Origin of the sequence: Dankookia sp. GCM10030260, assembly GCF_042666655.1 — a bacterium.
GTDB lineage: Bacteria > Pseudomonadota > Alphaproteobacteria > Acetobacterales > Acetobacteraceae > Paracraurococcus.
On sequence record NZ_JBHTDE010000002.1, the window covers coordinates 360403 to 376890 of the forward strand.

Sequence of the window (16488 nt, forward strand, 5' to 3'; positions counted from 1 at the left end):
CTTGGTGTTTCTCCCGGGGATTCTCAGGCAACTAGGTGGGCGAGGCGGTTCAATCCACCTTCGCGCCGGAGCGGCGGATCACCGCCGCCCATTTCTCGCTCTCCGCCACCGTATAGGCGGTAAACTCGGCAACGCTGCCGCCGCGCATCCGGGCGCCGAGCTGCTCCACTCGCTCGCGCGCCTGCGGCTCGGCGCAGATGGCGTTCACCTCGGCGTTCAGTTGCTCGATGATCGTGGCCGGCGTGCCCCGCGGCACCTGCAGGCCGAACCAAGCGGTGGCGGCATAGCCGGGGATGCCGCTTTCGGCCACGGTCGGCACCCCGGGCAAGGCCGGGGAGCGGTCCGGGCTGGTCACCGCCAGCGCCCGCAGCTGGCCGCCGCGCAGCAGGGTGATGACCGAGGGCAGGTTGTTGAAGCCGATATCGATCCGCCCGCCCATCAGCTGGTTGGCGGTGTCGGCGCCGCCGCGGAAGGGGACGTGCAGGATGTCGACCCCCGCATCCGACTTCAGCATCTCCCCCGACAGATGCAGGCTGCTGCCGCTGCCTGAGGAGGAATAGGCCAGCGCCCCCGGCCGGGCCCGGGCTTCCGCCAGCATGTCGGCCAGCGTCCGCCAGGAATTGTCGCCGCGCACCACGATCACGTTCGGAACATCGGCGAACAGCACCACCGGCAGCAGGTCCTCCGGCCGGTAGCTGAGCTTGGCATGCAGGTTGGGGTTGATCGAGGCGGTGCCGATCGAGGCGAAGAACAGCGTATGGCCGTCCGGCTCGGCGCGCGAGGCGAGCTCGGCGGCGATCACGCCGGCGGCGCCGCCGCGGTTCTCCACCACCACGCCCTGGCCAAGTCGGGCGCCGAGCCGTTCCGCCAGCACCCGGGCCAGCAGATCCGTGGCGCCGCCGGGCGGGAAGGGGACGATCAGGCGCAGCGGTCGCACCGGCCAGGCGGGCTGAGCGTGGGCGTGAGGGGCCAGCCCGGCGGCTAGCAAGCCGCCCAACATCGTGCGCCGGCTACACATCCGCGCCACTGGCAGCTGTCCCGGCATTGCGCCCGTCTCCCTGCAACCGCGGGGAACTCCTGCCCCCGTCGGCCGATCACCTGCAGTTCCTGCCGCACCGACTCCTGCATGGCAAGGCTTGCCCGGGGGCGCCTGCGGCCTGTACGCAACGCGCGACGAGCCCTCGCTGCGCGGAGCCTGGTCCGCAGGGCATAAACCGGGGGCTACGGGGGCACCGCTCTATGCAACTTGTCAGGCTCTATGGCCGGGTCCTGGGGCTGCTGAAGCCGGACAAATGGGTTGCGGTCGGGATGACCGCGGCGAATGTCGCCATGGCCGGCCTCGTTTTCCTTGAACCGGTCCTGTTCGGCCGGGTGATCGATGTGCTGACCCGGTCGGTCTTCATGACCCGTGACGCGGTCTGGGCGGAGGCATTGGCCCTGCTGGCTCTTTGGGCCGCGGTCGGGCTGTCCGGCATCGGCGCCAATGTCGCGGTCTCCTTGCTTGCGGACCGGATGGCGCACCGCAACCGGCTGCTGGCGATGGGCCGGTTCTTCCAGCATGTGCTGTCACTGCCGCTGTCCTTCCATGGCGACGTGCAGTCCGGCCGGCTGATGAAGGTGATGCTGTCGGGGTCCGACAACCTGTTCAGCATGTGGCTCAGCTTCTTCCGCGACCACATGGCGACCTTCATCGCCGCCATCGTGCTGATGCCGCTGACCCTGGCGATGAACTGGCGGCTCGGCCTGCTGCTGGTCGGCCTAGTGGTGCTGTTCTCCGTCCTGACCGGGCTGATCATCCAGAAGACGGAAACCGCCCAGGGCCAGGTCGAGCGCTTCCAGTCGCAGCTTGCCGGCAATGCGCAGGATGCGCTGTACAACGTGGTGGTGGTGCAGTCCTTCACCCGGCTGAACAGCGAGGCCCGCATGTTCGGCGATATCGTCCGCCAAGTGCTTGACCACCAATTCCCGGTACTGAACTGGTGGGCGCTGGTCTCTGTGATGACGCGCGCCGCCAGCACCATCACCACCATCTCGATCTTCATGCTCGGCACCCTGCTGCACCTGGACGGCAAGGCCTCGGTCGGCGAGATCGTCAGCTTCATGGGCTTTGCCAACCTGCTGATCGGCAAGCTGGAAGCCGCGGTCGCCTTCGTTTCACGCCTCGTGTTCCAGGCCCCCGCCATCGCCCAGTTCTTCGAGGTGATGGACGCCGAGACCAGCGTGCCGGAAAAGCCGGGCGCCGTGCCGCTCGGCCGCGTCGAGGGCGAGGTTGCCTTCGAGGATGTCTCCTTCGCCTATCCCGGCGGTCCGCGCATCCTGTCTGACGTCGCCTTTCGGGCCGCGCCGGGCCGAACCCTCGCGCTGGTCGGCCAGACCGGCGCCGGCAAGTCCACCGCGATGGCGTTGCTGCAGCGGATGTGGGACCCGGTCGGCGGGCGGGTGACGATCGACGGCCACGACCTGCGTGACATCACCATCGACAGCCTGCGGCTGAATATCGGCGTCGTGTTCCAGGAGAGCATGCTCTTCAACCGCACCATCAGGGACAACCTGCTGGTCGGCCGCCCGGAAGCGAAGCAGGAGGAGATCGAACGTGCCTGCCGCATGGCCGAGGCGCATGAGTTCATTGTCCGCCAGCCGCGCGGCTACGACACCATGGTGGGCGAACGGGGGGTGAGCCTTTCGGGCGGGCAGCGGCAGCGATTGGCGATCGCCCGGGCGCTGCTGAAGGACCCGCCGATCCTGATCCTCGACGAGGCGACCAGCGCGCTGGATGCGGCGACCGAGGCGCGGGTGCAAAAGGCGCTGAAGGCGTTGATGGCCGGCCGCACCACCTTCATCATTGCCCACCGGCTGTCCACCGTGCGCGACGCCGACGAGATCATGGTCTTCGACGGCGGGCAGATCGTCGAGCGTGGCACCTTCGACGCACTCGTGCAGCTGGGCGGCCGTTTTGCCGAACTGGTGAAGACTCAGTTGACCAGCGCGGCACCGATGGCGGCTGCGGTGAAAGCGGCGGAGTAGGGAGGGCCGAGGAGGAAGTATTCCCGCCCATCCTTTTTCCAAAAATGTCACCCGTCGTGCGACGGGTGACGGAGTTCGGAGAATCGAGCAGGTTAAGCGAGCACGCTTTCCTTTTTGGTCTATTTTCCCCGCTGCCGTTCAACCTTGACGCACATGATCGCAGCGCGTGATTTGCTTGCAACCGTGCAGCCATGTGGCGCAGCCTCCGTTAGGGTCCAGGTACGGCGGCGGCAGGACGCGCTGCCGCACCTGGACGCCAGGGAGGGCAGCGCATGATCATTGGCTCGATCCTCAAGGGGAAGGGCGCCGAGGTCGTCTCGGTCCGTCCCGACGACACCGTGCTCACGGTGGCCCGCAGGCTGGGCGAGCACCGGATCGGCGCGGCGCTGGTGACGGATACGGCAGGGGCGATGCTCGGTATCATTTCGGAGCGCGACATAGTCCGAGGCATGGCGGCGCATGGTCCAGGCACCACGGGGCTGAAGGCGGAACAATTCATGACCCGCGACCTGGTGACGGTGACGCCACAGACTCTGGTGATCCAGGCGCTTGCCTTGATGACCCAGAAGCGCATCCGGCATTTGCCGGTCATTGTCGACGGCAGGCTGGCCGGCATGATCTCGATCGGCGACTTGGTGAAGGCGCGGATCGAGGAAGCGGAGCAGGAGGCTGAGGAGCTCAAGGCCTATGTGACGGCGGCGGGCTGAGCGGCGATTGACCTGTCGCAAGGACGCGAACCTGCGGGCGTGGTGGGATTGTCTGGAACTGCTCCCGGGGGAATCCACATGAGCCACCATCATCGCAAGACCTTGCATGCGCTGTTTGCCCATCCGGTGAGCGCGAACATCGACCCGAAGCATGTCTTCTCGGCGCTGGAGGAAATTGGTGCGGAGGTCAGCCATGGTGGCTATGGCCAGGTCGTGGTGAAGTTAAATGGCCATAGCCATGGGTTCCACGACACCCGCCACAGTCTGTCCAAGGACGAGGTGGGCGCGCTGAAGAAGTTCCTGACTGGCGCCGGGGTCGACCCGGCACGCGACTGGCCCCTGTAAGGTCCGCGGCACGGGGCTTGCCCGGTTGCGTCAGGCCGCGCATCTGGCACGGTGAATAGCGACCGGGGGCCCCCGCCATGACCATCACCCGCCGCGCCGCGCTCGCGGCGCCCGTGCTAATGCTTGCCGTCGGCGCTGCCCGCGCCCAGGGCGCGCAGATCAAGTGGCAGATGGCCACGCCCTATCCGGACGGAAATTTCCACACCCGGAATATCAAGGAATTCGCCGCCGACCTGGAACAGGCGACCGCTGGACGTCTCTCGCTCACCGTGCACAGCAATGCCTCCCTGCTGCCGATGCCGCAGATCAAGCGCGGCGTGCAGACCGGCCAGGTGCAGTTGGGCGAAATCCTACTGACCGCCTATTCGAACGAGGATCCCTTCTTCGACGCCGATGCGGTGCCATTCCTGGTGTCCGACCTGGCCGGCGCGCGGAAGCTGGCCGAGTTGCAGCGCCAGTATATCGAGTCGCGTTTCGCCCGGCAGGGCGTGTCTTTGCTGTATACCGTCGGCTGGCCTGCGGCGGGCTTCTACACCCAGGTGCCGGTCGGCAGCCTCGATGTATTCAAGGGGAGCCGCTTCCGCACCTTCAGCCCGATGACCAACCGCTTCGCCGGGCTGATCCAGGCCAATCCGGTGCTGGTGCAGCAGGCGGAACTGGCACAGGCCTTCGCCACCGGAATTGCAACCGCCATGGTGACCAGCGCCCAGACCGGCGTCGACACCTCAGCCTGGGATTATTGCAAGATCTTCACCCCGGTGAATTTCTCCATGACAAAGAATGCCGTGCTGGTTTCCCGCCGCGCGATGGAGAGCGTGCCGGCGGAGATCCAGGCGGCGGTCGTCGCTGCTGCCAAGCGGGCCGAGGACCGTGGCTGGGGCTATGCCAAGGAGGCGCAGGAGTCCACCCAGGCGCGGCTGGCGGAGAAGGGCATCACCATCGGCACCGTGCCGCCGGCGGTGACGGCCGAGCTCAAGGCGATCGGCGCCACCATGGCCGAGGAGTGGATCACCAAGGCCGGCGAGGACGGCCGCAAGCTGGTGGACGCGCTGCGAGCCGCCTGAAGCCGTGATCGTCATGGGTGCTGGCCACTCGTGGCGTGACGCACTGGGCGTCGCCTTAACGTATGGCAACACCTGCCCAAAGCCGCGGCAGGTGCTGCCGCATCCCGGCTGAAGGCCGGGGTGGAGGCCTTGCGTCGGCGGAAGCCCACGGCGCATCGTCCGGGGAGCCAACCTCGCCAAGGGGATTTCCCGCATGCCACCGACCGACCGGGGCGATTGACCGGATGCGCCGCCTCCTCGATTCGCTTTATGCCCTCGGCGCCGGCCTGGCCGCCTTGTCCCTTTTCGGCATCTTCCTCGTCATGATGGCCCAGGTGGTGATGCGCGAGCTGTCGCGGCAACTGCCGGCGGCCGACGACATCAGCGCCTATCTCTGCGTCGCCACAACATTCTTTGCCCTGGCTGCCACCTTCAAGCGGGGCGAACTGATCCGCGTCGGCATGGGGATCGAGCGGCTATCGCCGGCGGCACGCCGTATCGCCGAATTGCTGGTGCTGGGGCTCGCCGCCGCGGTCATGGCCTACGTCACCCGATGGACCTTCTCCGATATGCTCTTTTCCTGGGAGATCGAGGAAGTGGCGCAGGGGACCGTCGCCATCCCGCTATGGGTACCGAAGCTGGCCATGCCGCTCGGCGCCGGGTTGCTGGTGGTCGCCATCCTCGATGAATTCGTTAGCGTGCTGCGCGGCTCCAAGCCGGGCTACGTGATGGCGGCCGAGGAACGCGCTGCGGCCGGCGACTTCTCGGCGGAGGTCTGAGCTATGGATCTGCTCACCTTCGCGCTGCTGCTTCTCGTCCTGCTCTGCATGCTGCTGGGTGCGGGGTTGTGGATCTCGATGTCGCTCGCCGCGGTCGGCTGGGTGGCGATGACCTTCGTGCATCCGCAGCCCGGTCTGTTCCTCGCTTCGGCCTTCTGGGAATCGACAGGATCCTGGACCCTGGCGGCACTGCCGATGTTCGTCTGGATGGGCGAGATCCTGTTCCGCACCAAGCTGTCCGAGGAACTGTTCAACGGTCTTGCCCCCTGGGTGCGGCGCATCCCGGGCGGCCTGCTGCACGTCAACATCCTGGCCTGCGGCATCTTCGGCAGTGTCTCGGGGTCGTCGGCCGCGACCTGCGCCACCGTCTCGAAGATCGCGCTGCCCGAGCTGAAGCGCCGCGGCTATGACGAGAATGTCGCGATCGGCTCGCTCGCCACCTCGGGCACACTCGGCATCCTCATTCCACCCTCCATCATCATGGTGGTCTATGCGGTGGCGGCGGAAGTCTCGATCATCCGCGTCTTCATCGCCGGCTGCATCCCCGGCCTGCTCGTTATGCTGCTGTTCAGCGGCTACATCGTTGTCTGGGCGCTGCTCAATCCGGACAAGCAGCCGGCACGCGACGCCCGCATGTCCTTCACCGCCAAGCTGAAGCAGAGCGCGCAGCTCATCCCCTGCACCATCCTCATCATCGTGGTCATCGGCACCATGTTCGCCGGCTGGGCCACGGCGACCGAGGCGGCGGCCTTCGGCGTGCTGGGGTCGCTGCTCATGGCGCTTGGCCGCCGGGTCGGCTTCGGCGTGCTGGCGCTGGGCGCCGTGCTGTGGCTCACCGGCCTGATCGTGGCGTACCAGGCGATGGCCTTCGTCTTCTTCGCCCTGCTCGGCATCGCCGCCGGCGAGCGAATCCTGAACTGGCAGAACTTCCTCGACAGCCTGAAGGGCGCGACCCGGCTGTCCTGCATGATCATGTTCATCCTGGCGGGAGCGGCCTTCCTGACCAAGGCGATGGCCTTAACCGGCATCCCGGCGGCGCTGGCGCAGGGCGCCGCCGCACTCGATCTCGGCCCCTATGGACTGATCGCCATCCTGACGGTGGTCTACGTGGTCCTCGGCACCGCGCTCGACGGCGTCTCGATGATCGTGCTCACGACGTCGATCGTCATCCCGCTGGTGCAGCAGGCCGGCTTCGACCTGGTGTGGTTCGGCATCTTCATCGTACTGCTGGTGGAGATCGCCGAGATTACCCCGCCTGTCGGCTTCAACCTTTTCGTCATGCAGACCATGACCGGAAAAGAGCAGACAGAGGTGGCGATGGCCTCTCTGCCCTTCTTCCTGATGCTGGTGGTCACCGTCGTGCTCTGCACGGTCTTCCCGGTGACCCTGGTGACCGGCCTGCCGGAGTGGCTGCTGGCCCGCTGATGGCCGGGCGCCGACGCCCGGCCATCAGCGCAGCCGAATCAGCGGATCGGCGCCGAGGGCATCGAGGAGCCCGAAGGCGTCGTGCTGCCCGACCCGGTGGTGGCCGGACCGCCGCTGGCGGAGGGCGAACCCATGACCCCCGTGCCAGCAGTGGAGCCGACATTGCCGACGCCGCTGGCGCCCGTGGCGGCCGCGCTGCCGGTGCCGCCGGCGGCCGGAGCGGTCATGGTGCCGGTGCCCGTCGCGTTGCTGCCGCTCACCATGCCGCCCCCCATATAGGCGCGATCGCTCTCGTTCCGCGGCTCCCGTCGCTGTGCTGCCTGGCTCCGGCCGGCGCTCCGCTTGCCGCGTTCGTCGAGCGGCGTGCGGACCTCCGGGTTACTCCAGACCGGCTTGCCGAGATTGATGTCGCTGGGCGAGGTCGTGGCGCCGGCGATGGCGCCCGCCCCGCCGCCGATCGCCGCTCCGGCCAAGGCGCCGACCGGCCCACCAAGGGCGCCGACGCCAGCCCCGGTCGCCGCGCCTGCTGCGGCCCCGCCGGTCGTCCGGTCCGTGCTGTTGGTGCCGCAACCCGCCAGCGTCAACGCCAGCGCCGCAGCCCCGGCCAGTGTGCGAATCATGTCGCGCTCCTCATGCTGTTGGAGGGCGGGTCGCGCCAGGGTGGCACCTTCGCCCGCCCACGGAAGCCGGAACGTGCCTGACCCGGCCAGGTTGCGCCCTGGCCAGCGGCGGCAGTGCGGTGGACCGCGATATGAACGGAACGGTGCGCGGGTCGAGGTAACGGCACCCGGCCGTGGCGCGGCATCCAGCCGCCCATCCCCTCCACAAGCCGGCTTGATCGCGAGTACTGCCTTTCAGCATTATCGTCGTAGTACGGAACGGCAGGTATCGTCGGCGGCGACACGAGAGGGTGACACGGCGGTGCTGGCGGTCGGCGGCTTTCACAACACGACCGTCAAATCCCTGATCGTGCCCCTCGTCTACTTCTGATGAGTGCCGTCGCTGTCGACGGTGCGGCTGCACCAGATCGGCAAGGCGACATCGACAAGAAGCAACTCACCGAGATTCGTAGCGCGGGAGGGCGTCGCAGCGTCCACCGAGGCGCGTCAGGCCCGGTTCTGCGGGGTCGCATCGGTGATCCGGTCGTCGACCCGCACCACCCCCGGCACGCCGGCGGCGATCGCCTCCATCCCCTTCCGTACTGCGGCGGAATGGCAGAAGCCGTACAGCGTGACCACGGCGTTGGCGACGTCGAAGAACACGTAGGGCGCATCCGCCCAGGGCAGTCGAGCGATCTCGGCAGCCACCGCGGCGCGGATCGCCTCGTCCGAGGTTTCGGTTGGCGTCACCAGGAGCGCCCGCAGCAGGTCAGCGCGGGACAGGATGCCCACCAGCACCCCGTCCTGCACGACCGGCAGGCGGCGGACCTTGTGCTGCTCGATCAGGTGCGCGGCGTGCTCGACCGTCACCTCCTCAGTCACCGTGATGACGTTCCGGACCATGATGTCGGCGGCAGACGAGCTATGCACCGCAGCGTAGCGCGCGGCGGCCTTCTCGCGGTTGTAGAACAGCGCGCGGAGGAAGCCCGGCTCCGGCTTGTCGCTGCTCGCTAGCCGGCGAATCAGGTCGGCTTCCGAGACGATGCCGAGCAGCATGCCCCAGCTGTCGGTGATGGGCACCGCGGAGATGCCACGATCGGCCAGCAACCGGGCGATGGCCATCGCAGGGGTATCGGCGGGGACCGAGATGACCTTGCGAGTCATGACGTCGCGGACCTTCATGGGACTTTCCTTTCGCGCGATGGCGGGGTCGCCGCCCATTCAGGTTGGCAGAATGCTCCCGATGCCGGCAGGCTGCCTTGCGCCGCCTCAAGTCGGTTGTATTGCACCCGGCCGGTCCCGGTGAGCCCGGACCGCTGCCTGCTCGGCCTCGTTCCGCTCGTCGCCGAGCATTGCGCCAACCCGCAGCGCCGGCAGATCCAGTCCTGCCTCCAGGCCCTCCTCATGCAGGCGGCCGTTCATGGCATGGGCGACGAAGCGTTCCCGGGCCGCGTCGCCCAGGCGCTCGGCGTCGAGCCGGCAACCAGGCCAGCGGCCATCGCGGTCCTGCCGGATGCGCGGCAGAAGGCGCCGGGATCAAGCCCGGCAATGGTCTCCTGGCCATCGACGGGCAATCCGTCACCTGCGCCGCTGCGATCCCCATCGCCTTCGCGTGGTCCCGATGGAGTGCGACTGACCCGTCAGGCGAATCCCCGGTAGAGTGTGCCCGTATCCGGGGGGAGGCTGGCTGGTGTCGGACGCGTCCGGGGAGGTACCGCAGGTCCTGCGGCACCGCCCTTTTGTGTTGTTCTGGACGTCGCGCGTCCTTTCCACCCTCTGCATGCAGATGCTGGCCGTGGCGGTGGGCTGGCAGTTGTATGCGCTGACCGGGCGGGCGCTGGACCTCGGCCTGGTCGGGCTTGTGCAGTTCATCCCCGTGCTGGTGCTGACCCTGCCGGCCGGCTGGCTCGCCGATCGCGGCGACCGCCGGCTGATCGTCGCCATCTGCCAGGGCACGGTTGCGATCTTCGCCGCGCTGCTCGCGCTGGGCACGCTGCAGGGCTGGCTGGGGCGGGAGGCGATGTTCCTGCTGATCGGCCTGATCGGCTGCGCCCGCGCGGTGGAGGCACCGAACATGGCCTCGCTGCTGCCCGGCCTGGTGCCGCGGGCACTGTTTCCCCGTGCGGCGGCCTGGTCGGCCTCGGCGACGCAGACGGCGCAGATCCTCGGCCCGGCGCTGGGCGGATTGCTGTATGCGCTGGGGCCGCAGGCGGCCTATGGCACGGCGGCAGTGCTGCTGCTGGTCGGCTGCGCGGCTGCGGCCGCCATCCGCACGCCGCGCCGCATCCCGGGCGCCGAGCGGCCCGGCCTGGCCGGGCTGCTGTCCGGCTTCCGCTTCGTTATGCGACACCGGCTCGTGCTCGGCGCCATTTCGCTCGACCTGTTCGCCGTGCTGCTGGGCGGGGCGGTGGCTCTGATGCCGATCTTCGCCCGCGACATCCTCGGCACCGGGCCGGAGGGGCTCGGGATGCTGCGGGCGGCGCCGGCCGTCGGCGCCCTGGCGACCTCGGTCTGGCTGGCCAACCGGCCACTACGGGCGCCGGTCGGGCCGCGGATGTTCGCAGCGCTGGCCGCCTTCGGGGTGGCGACGATGGTCTTCGCGCTCTCGGCCAATTTGGCGCTGTCCTGCCTGGCGCTGGCGGTGGTGGGTGCGGCCGACGTGGTCAGCGTGGTGGTGCGGTCGTCCCTGGTGCAACTGCGCACGCCGGACGAGATGCGCGGGCGGGTCTCGGCGGTGAATTCGCTGTTCGTCGGGGCGTCCAACCAGCTTGGCGATTTCCGCGCCGGGTCGGTCGCGGCGCTGCTGGGAGCGGTGCCCGCGGCAGTGCTGGGCGGGGTTGGAACGCTGGTGGTTGCCGCGCTTTGGATGCGACTGTTCCCGGAACTGCGCAAGCTGGAGCGGCTGGAGGGCTAGCCGCGACACGCGCAATGACTCCGGTTAAGTGATGACGGGCCATGCTATAGAACGTTTACGACAGAGATCGGCCTACGGCGCTATTGTCCTGATGATCGCTCCTGCGCCAGCCAGAACAAAAGCCGGGCGCTGCTGCGGCAGCAGTCGGCGCTGGCGCCATTCGGCCAGTTCGCGCCGAAATCCGAAAACCTGGACGAGATCCTGACCGAAGCCTGTCGCCTGTTCGGCGACACGCTCGGCACCGACCTGGCCAAGGTCATGGAGCTGCAGAATGGCGGCCGGACCGTCTTCGTCCGGGCTGGTGTCGGCTGAAAGCCCGGCGCGGTCGGCGTGGCCCGGATCGAGGTCGAGCAAGATCGCTCGGAGAGCTACGCCCTGAAGACCGGGGAGTTGGCGATCTCGCCCCACATCGAGACCGAGCAGCGCTTCAGGTATGCCGGCTTCCTGCGCGACAACGGCGTCAAGGCCATCGTCAACGTTATCATCCTCGGCGGCCGGGACCGGCCGCCCGATGGGCTGCTGCAGGTGGCCAGCCGGGTGCCACGCGGCTCCGCGACGACGCCGACACCGCCTTCCTGTGGGGCTTCGCCAATTTGCTGGCCGCGGCAGTGGAGCGGTTGAGGGTGATGGGCGAGGCGCGCGACGACACCCAAGAGTTCGAGCGCCGGGTCGCGGAGCGGACCTGCGAGCTGACCGCAGCCAATGCTCGCCTGCACGCCATGGCTGCGGAACGCGCCCGCGTCCAGGTTGCGTTGCGGCACGTGGGCAAGCTGGAGACGGTGCTTGAGCACCTGCCGGTCGGCGCCGGGTTGGTCGCGCCCTCCAGCAGGGTGATCTTCGCCAACCCGGAGTTCCGCCGGCTGCCGCCGCATCCCATCATGCCCGCCGTGGACGATACGCCGGGAAGCGACTGGATCGCGCACGGCGGCAACGGGGCAGTATCGCGGCAACCTGGCGCTCAACCTGACTTCCTCGACCATAGTGGAGGCGGGACCAGCCTGTCGCGGCGGGCCAGCGGGATCCCGGTACGCGACGAGACCGGCGACGTCGTCGCGGCGCTGCTGGTCATGGTCGACGTCGATGCCGAGAAGTGCGCGGCGGCGCGTCAGCGGCTGCTGATCCGCGAAATGGACCACGGCGCCAAGAACATGCTGGCGGTGGTGCAGGTGGCGGTGTGGCTGACGCGCGCCGGCGACATGCCGAGCTTCGTCCGCGCGATCAAGGGGCGCCTGAAGGCCCTGGCCCGCGTCCAGACGCTGCTGGCTGACGATCATTGGGTCGGCGCCGACCTGCGCAGCCTGCTGCGCGGCGACCTCGCGGCATTTCTCGACGGGGCGGCGGCCGGCCCGCAGATGGTGCTGCGGGGCCCGCCGATCGGGCTGCCGGCCCGGGCGGCGCAGCCCTTCTCGATGGCGGTCCACGAACCGGCGACGATCGCCATCAAGCATGGCGCCCCGTCCATGCCAGCCGGCTGGCCATCGACTGGCATGCGGACCCCACCCCCGGCGGCATGCTGCGGCTGCGCCGGAGCGAGACCGGTGGGCCGGCGCTGTCGCCGGCGCCCGTGGTCCAGGGTTTAGGGTCGCGCGTGCTGAACGGCACGCTGCTCGACCAGCTTGGCGGCAAGGTCGGCATGACATGGGCGCCGACCGGGCTGGTTTGCGAGATCGCGGTGCCGCTGACCCGGAGCCGGAACATCGGCTTTGAGACTCCGCTGCCGGAACCTTTGCCCAACCCCAAGCCAGGCCCGGTCGCTGCCGCTTCGCCGGGGCCGGCGCTGGGCCGGTAGGGCTTACGGCCGGGAGCCGGTGCCGCGTTCGTGCTGCGGCGGCTTGCGTGCGAAAGTGAACGCAGCGCCTCTGCAGCCTGCTGCTCTCGATGCAAATTCACGCGTCCCGGCGTTCACGTCTTCCCACGACTTGCCCTAACGCCCCCGCCGCCAGCCGAGGAACACCATCGCCCCGACCACCGCGGCGATCAGCGCAATGCCGACCATGCCCTCGACCACGTCGAAATTCGGTGCGTCACGGGCGACGAACAGCGCGGTGATCGCCCCTGCGGCCGCCAGCACAAGCCTTGCCCACATGGTCCGGTCCTCCTCTGCCGGCGCAAGCCTGGGTCCATGTGGCTCTCACGCGCCTTGCCGCAGCGCAAGCCAGGCAAGCTTGGGAAGAAAAAAGCACTTGCTCCTCCAACCCGGCTTTTGCGTTCTGTGAGTCGGGACGGGCCGCGCGGCGGGTGCCGGCTCCCAAGAATACAGGAGGGGGCCGGGGAGGATACGTCTTTCCCAGCCACTGCATGCCCGCCGGCTAGTTCGCCGCCCGGTTCAGCAGCGTCTGCACCGGCTCGAAGCCCTCGAATTCCGGCGGGCCGAGATAGAGCGGCTTGGTGGTCCCGGCATTGCGGTGTGCCATGCGGAAGGCCTCCGACTTGGTCCAGGCGTCGAAATCCGCCTTCGAGGCCCAGGTGGTGTGCGAGGCGTAGAGCACATGCCCCTCCCGCGCCGGACCCCTCAGCAGATGGAATTCGACAAAGCCCGGCACACTGTGCAGTTGGCTGTCGCGGGACTTCCACAGGGTCTCGAAATCCGCCTCGGCGCCCGGCGCGACCTTGAAGCGGTTCATGGCGATGAACATTGGCGGTCTCCTCAACTACTGGAACGGCGTGCGCCGCCGTCCACGTGGATCACCTGCCCGGTGATGTAGCGTGCTAGCGGCGAGGCGAGCCAGACCACCAGCACCGCCAGGTCCTCGGGCTGGCCGATGTAGCCTGCCGGCACTTCCTTCTCCGCCCAGGCGCGGCGGCTCGCCTCGGTCGGCATGACCCTCGTGTCGATCTGCTCGGAGCGGATGCGGCCGGGTGGGATGGAGTTCACCGTGATGCCGGCCCGTCCCAGTTCGCGCGACAGCGCCTTGGCCCAGATGTGTGTGGCGCCGTTCGGCGCGTTGGCCGGATCCATGCCGAGCGGCTCGTCCGGCCCGGTGACGTTGACGATGCGGCCGAAGCCCTGGGTCTGCATCGCCGGCACCAGCGCATGGGTCAGCCGGCGGGCGGCGTGGAAGTTCAGCTCCATCGCCTCCTGCCACACCGCCTCGGGGCCGAGTTCGCCGGGCGGCTGGCCACGGCTGCCGCCGGCATTGTTGACAAGGATGTCGCAGCGGCCGAAGCGGCCGAGCACGGCATCGCGGATGCGCGCCGCGGCGGCCGGGTCGGTCAGGTCCTCGGCGAGGATCAGGGGCTCGCTCTCGGCGGGCAACTCGGCCGCCAGCGTTTCCAGCAAGGGCCGGCGGCGGGCGAGGAGGACCAGGCGGCAGCCCTCGGCCGCCAGCATCCGGGCGATGGTGCGGCCGATCCCGGCCGAGGCGCCGGTGACCAGCGCCACCTTGCCGGCGAGTTGCAGATCCATCGCGTGCCCTTTCCGCTGACCGCCGCCAGCCTGCGTTCGCCCCGGACAAAAGAAAAGCCGCCCCGGTTGCCCGGGGCGGCTTGCCGTCGTCTGGCAGTGGCGGCGGCGGTCAGCCCGCCATCGCCGCGTCCTTGCCCTTGCGCAGGTTCGGCAGCAGCATCGCCGCCAGCGCGATGGCGCCGATGGCCAGCATCGTCGCGCTGATCGGGCGCTGCACGAAAACCATCGGATCGCCGCGCGACAGCAGCATGGCGCGCCGCAGATGCTCCTCCATCATCGGGCCGAGCACGAAGCCGATCAGCAGCGGCGCCGGCTCCAGCCGCAACTTGTTGAAGAGGTAGCCGAGCACCGCGAACATCGCCGTCGAGTAGACGTCGAAGACGTTGTTGTTCACGCTGTAGGCACCGATGGCGCAGAATACCAGGATAGCAGGATACAGGAATTTGTAGGGCACCTGCAGCAGCTTCACCCACATGCCGATCATTGGCAGGTTGATGACCAGAAGCATGACATTGCCGATCCACATGGAGGCGATGAGCCCCCAGAAAAGATCCGGCTGGGCTTCCACCATGCGTGGCCCCGGCTGGATGCCCTGGATGATCAGCGCGCCGACCATCAACGCCATGACCGCGTTGGACGGGATGCCGAGCGTCAGCAGGGGGATGAAGCTGGTCTGGGCTGCTGCGTTGTTGGCCGCTTCCGGACCGGCCACGCCTTCGATCGCACCGGTGCCGAACAGGTGCCGGCCCTTCGAGACCTTCCGCTCCAGCATGTAGGAGCCGAAGGAGGACAGCGCCGCGCCGCCGCCCGGCAGGATGCCGAGCACCGAGCCGAGTGCCGTGCCGCGGAGGACGGAGGGGGTGGCGCGCTTCCATTCCTCCTTGGTCAGCCAGAGGCTGCCGACCTTGGTCTTGAGCACCGAGCGGGATTCGGGCCGCTCGAGGTTCAGGATGATCTCGGCGATGCCGAACATGCCCATGGCCAGTGCCACGAAGCTGATGCCGTCCGACAGTTCCGGGATGCCGAAGGTGAAGCGCTGCTGGCCGGTCTGCACGTCGGTGCCGACCAGGCCGAGCGCGACGCCCAGCGCCACCATGCTGATCGCCTTCACCACCGAGCCCTGCGCGAGGACGGCCGATATGATGAGACCCAATAGCATGAGCGAGAAGTAGTCGGCCGGTCCGAAGGACAACGCGACCTGGGTCAACAGCGGGCCCGAGCCGGCGACGAAAAGCGTGGCGACCGAGCCGGCGAAGAAGGACCCTATCGCCGAGGTGGCCAGCGCTGCTCCGGCCCGACCGTTGCGGGCCATCTTGTAGCCTTCGAGCGTGGTGACGACCGAGCTGATCTCACCCGGCAGGTTCAGCAGGATGGCGGTGGTCGAGCCGCCATACTGGGCGCCGTAGTAGATGCCGGCGAGCATGATGATCGCCGTCGTCGCCGGCTGGCCGAAGGTGATCGGCAGCAGCAGGGAGATGGTGGCGACCGGCCCGATGCCCGGCAGCACGCCGATCGCCGTGCCGATCAGCGCGCCGATCAACGCGAAGAGGACGTTCTGGAAGCTCAGCGCGACGCCGAACCCGAACGCCAGATTGCTTATGATATCCATTATCCGTCGGTCCCTTGGCTGGCGCTGGGATTAAAACTGCGGCCAGACGGCCACGCGGATGTCGAGCTGCAGGATGAAGACCCACCAGCAGAGCGCGAGGAGGAAGATCGTCACGCCCAGGATGCCGAGCGGCCGCTGCCGGTGTTCCGGTTCGGCCATGCTGGCGACCAGGATGGTCGCGGTGAGGGCGAGCAACAGGCCGCCCTTTTCCAGCAGCAGGCAGAAGATGCAGAGACTGGCGCAGATAAAGCCGATCAGCCGCCAGCGCAGGGACCAGCAGATCACCAGGAAGCCGACCAGCATGCCGAGCCCGAGATTGCCGTAACCGGTGGCGAAGTAGGAACTGATCTGCGGCGCCACCAGGAAGGTGCCGTAGCCGGCGACGATGGCGAGCCCAAGCGAGGCGCTGTCGATACCCGACCACCTCTGCATCGGGTCGGGCCCACTGAAGAAGGCGGTGGCCAGGATGATGACGGCGAGGCCCATCAGGATCCAGAACACCAGCATGGGCATGTAGCCCGGGCCCATCCGCCGGGCGGAGCCGAGGGAGTGGTCCTGATTGAGCCACAAGGCGACTGCGGCAAACAGGATGAGGATAACGCCGGACGCGATGTCCTTGGCATTCAGTTTCATGCAG

Annotated in this window: 20 protein-coding genes; 11 read left to right on the forward strand and 9 right to left on the reverse strand. The window is 68.4% G+C overall.

The genetic code is table 11. From position 1 onward, the window contains the following. Positions 1-49 precede the first annotated feature (49 nt). The gene (locus ACFQS7_RS08150) at positions 50-937 is read right to left on the reverse strand and encodes a Bug family tripartite tricarboxylate transporter substrate binding protein (RefSeq protein WP_380066543.1); all 888 of its coding nucleotides are present in this window, start codon (positions 935-937) and stop codon (positions 50-52) included. Between the two features lie 302 nt (positions 938-1239). Between ACFQS7_RS08150 and ACFQS7_RS08155 the strand changes: the two genes are divergently transcribed. From ACFQS7_RS08155 to ACFQS7_RS08180, 6 genes are all read left to right on the forward strand, one after another. After that, positions 1240-3024: a glucan ABC transporter ATP-binding protein/ permease gene (locus tag ACFQS7_RS08155; protein WP_380066544.1), complete on the forward strand. Its 1785-nt coding sequence runs from the start codon at positions 1240-1242 to the stop codon at positions 3022-3024. A gap of 272 nt (positions 3025-3296) precedes the next feature. Next, the gene (locus ACFQS7_RS08160; RefSeq protein WP_380066545.1) at positions 3297-3731 is read left to right on the forward strand and encodes a CBS domain-containing protein; all 435 of its coding nucleotides are present in this window, start codon (positions 3297-3299) and stop codon (positions 3729-3731) included. 78 nt (positions 3732-3809) lie between these two features. Then, positions 3810-4076: a hypothetical protein gene (locus ACFQS7_RS08165; protein ID WP_380066546.1), complete on the forward strand. Its 267-nt coding sequence runs from the start codon at positions 3810-3812 to the stop codon at positions 4074-4076. Positions 4077-4153: 77 nt separating this feature from the next. Then, entirely contained in the window at positions 4154-5140 is a 987-nt protein-coding gene (locus ACFQS7_RS08170) for a TRAP transporter substrate-binding protein (protein ID WP_380066547.1), read from the forward strand. Positions 5141-5364: 224 nt separating this feature from the next. Further along, the gene (locus ACFQS7_RS08175; protein WP_380066548.1) at positions 5365-5898 is read left to right on the forward strand and encodes a TRAP transporter small permease; all 534 of its coding nucleotides are present in this window, start codon (positions 5365-5367) and stop codon (positions 5896-5898) included. Between the two features lie 3 nt (positions 5899-5901). Next, entirely contained in the window at positions 5902-7323 is a 1422-nt protein-coding gene (locus ACFQS7_RS08180; protein WP_380066549.1) for a TRAP transporter large permease, read from the forward strand. Positions 7324-7361: 38 nt separating this feature from the next. On the opposite strand, the gene ACFQS7_RS08185 is transcribed toward ACFQS7_RS08180, so the two are convergent. Then, the gene (locus ACFQS7_RS08185) at positions 7362-7943 is read right to left on the reverse strand and encodes a hypothetical protein (RefSeq protein WP_380066550.1); all 582 of its coding nucleotides are present in this window, start codon (positions 7941-7943) and stop codon (positions 7362-7364) included. A gap of 486 nt (positions 7944-8429) precedes the next feature. Further along, on the reverse strand, positions 8430-9104 hold the full coding sequence (locus ACFQS7_RS08190; RefSeq protein ID WP_380066551.1) for a CBS domain-containing protein: 675 nt from the start codon (positions 9102-9104) through the stop codon (positions 8430-8432). Between the two features lie 120 nt (positions 9105-9224). Here ACFQS7_RS08190 and ACFQS7_RS08195 point away from each other — a divergent pair, with 120 nt between their 5' ends. Both ACFQS7_RS08195 and ACFQS7_RS08200 read left to right on the forward strand, forming a co-directional pair. Further along, complete coding sequence (locus tag ACFQS7_RS08195) at positions 9225-9581, forward strand: hypothetical protein (RefSeq protein WP_380066552.1); 357 nt, start codon at positions 9225-9227, stop codon at positions 9579-9581. A gap of 31 nt (positions 9582-9612) precedes the next feature. Beyond that, positions 9613-10836 carry an MFS transporter gene (locus ACFQS7_RS08200; protein ID WP_380066553.1) on the forward strand — a complete coding sequence of 408 codons (1224 nt, stop codon included), beginning with the start codon at positions 9613-9615 and terminating at the stop codon, positions 10834-10836. Between the two features lie 72 nt (positions 10837-10908). Here the strand turns inward: ACFQS7_RS08200 and ACFQS7_RS08205 are convergent, their stop codons facing one another. Next, positions 10909-11190 carry a hypothetical protein gene (locus ACFQS7_RS08205; protein WP_380066554.1) on the reverse strand — a complete coding sequence of 94 codons (282 nt, stop codon included), beginning with the start codon at positions 11188-11190 and terminating at the stop codon, positions 10909-10911. Here ACFQS7_RS08205 and ACFQS7_RS08210 point away from each other — a divergent pair. From ACFQS7_RS08210 to ACFQS7_RS08220, 3 genes are read left to right on the forward strand one after another with little or no spacing between them, the layout of a single operon-like run. Continuing rightward, positions 11167-11457: a hypothetical protein gene (locus tag ACFQS7_RS08210; protein WP_380066555.1), complete on the forward strand. Its 291-nt coding sequence runs from the start codon at positions 11167-11169 to the stop codon at positions 11455-11457. The genes ACFQS7_RS08205 and ACFQS7_RS08210 overlap by 24 nt on opposite strands. A 5-nt stretch (positions 11458-11462) precedes the next feature. Then, a complete protein-coding gene (locus ACFQS7_RS08215; RefSeq protein WP_380066556.1) occupies positions 11463-12416 on the forward strand; it encodes a sensor histidine kinase in 954 nt (317 codons plus the stop codon). Positions 12417-12424: 8 nt separating this feature from the next. Next, a complete protein-coding gene (locus ACFQS7_RS08220) occupies positions 12425-12625 on the forward strand; it encodes a hypothetical protein (RefSeq protein ID WP_380066557.1) in 201 nt (66 codons plus the stop codon). Between the two features lie 135 nt (positions 12626-12760). Here ACFQS7_RS08220 and ACFQS7_RS08225 read toward each other — a convergent pair whose 3' ends face one another. The 5 genes from ACFQS7_RS08225 to ACFQS7_RS08245 form a co-directional block, all read right to left on the reverse strand. Then, entirely contained in the window at positions 12761-12922 is a 162-nt protein-coding gene (locus ACFQS7_RS08225; protein ID WP_380066558.1) for a hypothetical protein, read from the reverse strand. Positions 12923-13145: 223 nt separating this feature from the next. After that, complete coding sequence (locus ACFQS7_RS08230) at positions 13146-13472, reverse strand: antibiotic biosynthesis monooxygenase family protein (RefSeq protein WP_380066559.1); 327 nt, start codon at positions 13470-13472, stop codon at positions 13146-13148. Between the two features lie 11 nt (positions 13473-13483). Continuing rightward, entirely contained in the window at positions 13484-14242 is a 759-nt protein-coding gene (locus ACFQS7_RS08235; protein WP_380066560.1) for an SDR family NAD(P)-dependent oxidoreductase, read from the reverse strand. Between the two features lie 109 nt (positions 14243-14351). Next, positions 14352-15851, reverse strand: coding sequence for a tripartite tricarboxylate transporter permease (locus tag ACFQS7_RS08240; protein ID WP_380066561.1), 1500 nt, complete (start codon positions 15849-15851; stop codon positions 14352-14354). Between the two features lie 30 nt (positions 15852-15881). After that, positions 15882-16484 (reverse strand): hypothetical protein, encoded by a 603-nt coding sequence (locus ACFQS7_RS08245; protein ID WP_380066562.1) that lies wholly within the window; start codon positions 16482-16484, stop codon positions 15882-15884. Between the last annotated feature and the right edge of the window lie 4 nt (positions 16485-16488).